The organism is Streptomyces sp. NPDC058157, from assembly GCF_042884105.1.
In the GTDB taxonomy this organism is placed as follows: domain Bacteria; phylum Actinomycetota; class Actinomycetes; order Streptomycetales; family Streptomycetaceae; genus Streptomyces.
The window spans coordinates 1-2,155 of the sequence record NZ_JBHVUQ010000401.1; the positions used below are offsets into that span (position 1 = coordinate 1).

2 protein-coding genes are annotated in these 2,155 nt (G+C 69.7%); one reads left to right on the top strand and one right to left on the bottom strand.

Annotation, left to right across the window (positions count from 1 at the left end; all coding sequences use genetic code 11):
• Positions 1 to 509: 509 nt before the first annotated feature.
• Complete coding sequence (locus ACFVXK_RS38305; RefSeq protein ID WP_389621931.1) at positions 510 to 1,040, top strand: GNAT family N-acetyltransferase; 531 nt, start codon at positions 510 to 512, stop codon at positions 1,038 to 1,040.
• Here the strand turns inward: ACFVXK_RS38305 and ACFVXK_RS38310 are convergent.
• A complete protein-coding gene (locus ACFVXK_RS38310) occupies positions 1,037 to 1,672 on the bottom strand; it encodes a hypothetical protein (protein WP_389621934.1) in 636 nt (211 codons plus the stop codon). The two genes, ACFVXK_RS38305 and ACFVXK_RS38310, sit on opposite strands and share 4 nt — an antisense overlap.
• Positions 1,673 to 2,155 lie beyond the last annotated feature (483 nt).

Here is a 2,155-nt window from a genome sequence, read left to right on the forward strand (position 1 = left end):
CCGTCAGCCTCATCGTCCTTCCGCGTCGGGCCGGCCTGTCAAGGGCGCTCCTTCGTCGCGTCGCTTCGCGATGGCCTTCGGCCACCCTTGACAGACCGTCCCGCCACGGAAAAACGAAGACTGCCGGGAACCCCCCAAAGGAACGGGACGGAGGATCAATAGACATACGGCCGAGTCAGGGACCAGCCAGGGTCGTCGGGGGCCACCTCGCCGGGCATCCGGGCCGCCCTGAATGCCATGCGGGGCCGCCCCCACGCTGCAGATCGCTACGCGCTCCTCCCGTCTCAGCGTCTACCGGCCGTCTGAGGTCGCTGCTGTCGCCGGAGGACGACGGATTCGTCATCCGGGCCGGTGGGCGCGACACATCGCTACGCGCTCCTCTCATCTCGGCGTCTGCCGTCCGCCCTGGGCTGATACCTGCACCACATGACGAACGGGGCGGCATCCTCATCTGCGAAGACCCTCAGGCCGGTGGCGGAGGATGAGACAGACCGAGGAGAGAGCCAGGAATGATCAGCATCAACCAACTCGCCGGTTCGGCCGCCACGGCCGCCGCCGACTCGTTCCGGCTGATCTACGCGGAGGTGTTCGCCGGGCCTCCCTACTACGAGACCGAGGAGGACGTCTCCGCCGCGTTCGACCGCTTCCGGTCTCGGACCTCCGTCCTCGCGGCCCTGGCCACGACCGACGACGGCGAGCCGGTCGGCATGGCCTACGGCTGGCTCGTCCCCCCGCAGACGGACTGGTGGGACCGGCTCACCGAACCGGTCCCGGAGGACGTGCGCCGTGAGGACGGCCGCCGGACCTTCGGTCTGATGGAACTCGCCGTGCGCGCCCCCTGGCGCCGGCAGGGCGTGGCCCGTCGGCTGCACGAAGCACTGTTCGCCACCGTCGACGCCGAACGCGTTCTGCTCAACGTCCACACCGAGAACCACGCGGCCATCACCGCATACCGGTCCTGGGGCTACCGCAAGCTCGGCGACGCCCACCCGTGGCCGGGGGCCCCGCTGCACGACGTGATGCTGCGCCCCTTGGTCTAGCCGATCGGCTGCCGGACCTCCGCCCGCACCTTGAGCGTCAGGGCGGCGAGACGGTTGAGGTCGACGTTCTCGGGGGCCGACTCCACCACCATGGCCACCGTGTTCCCGTCCGCCCACGCACACATCGGCACGACGGTCCAACCGGCCTGCCCGTTGAGGATCTTGAACGCCTGACAGGTCACGGTCGTGTCGGAGCCTGCCGGAGTGATGTCCTGCGGCTCGGCCACCGTGCTCCCGTCCGCTCCGTCCCGCGCTCCGGACAGCATGCCCCGGCGGAGGTTCCCGGGGTTCTCGAACTGCCCGTACACCCCGGAAAGGACAAGGACGCTCGGCGCTTGCGACGACACGCTCTCGTACCTGGCGTTGACCACCCCGGTGGTGTGCGAAGCGGCGGACATCGAACGGGCGAGCGCGTCGGCCTTCTCGGTGTGCGACGAGTCCTCGGACAGCTGGTAAGTGCCGTCGACCATGGCTTCGGGCACCGTGAGGCGGTGCGTGGCGTCGGGGAGCTTGCTGGTTGCGAGTTGACGCACCCCGTAGCCCGCGAGGAGGAGTCCGGCGAGCGAGGCCGCGCCGATCCAGATCAGCCTCCTGTTACGGCGGCGCGCACTGTTCGACTGAGACGGATCCACGGGCCCCGATGGCGCCGAGACATCCGAGGAAGACGGCATGGACATGGCCGAACACTAAGCCATCCGCCCCGACCCACCCCCCGGGTGCTCCCCAGGCCGCTCGGTCCACCATGCGGTGCGGGTACCAGCCCCAGACGGCTGCCAGACGCCGAGGAAAGAGAAGCGCGTAGCGATCTGTCGCGCCCACCGGCCCCGGATGACGAATCCGTCGGCCCTTGGCGACAGCAGCGAGCCCAGACGGGCGGCGGACGCTGAGACGGGAGGAGCGCGTAGCGATCTGTCGCGTGGGGACGGCCCCGAAGGGGATGGATGTCGGCCCGGATGCCCGGCGAGGCGGCCCCCGACCACCCCGAGTGATCCCTGACTCGGCCGCATGTCCATCTCCGGACCGTCCCGTTCCTTTGGGGGTTTCCCGGCAGTCTTCGTTTTTCCGTGGCGGGACGGTCTGTCAAGGGTCGCCGCAGGCGATCGCGAAGCGACGCG

What these genes read in the sequence shown, in the direction of transcription:
- ACFVXK_RS38305 (WP_389621931.1), top strand. Translation starts at nt 510, where the DNA reads ATGATCAGCATCAACCAACTCGCCGGTTCGGCCGCCACGGCCGCCGCC.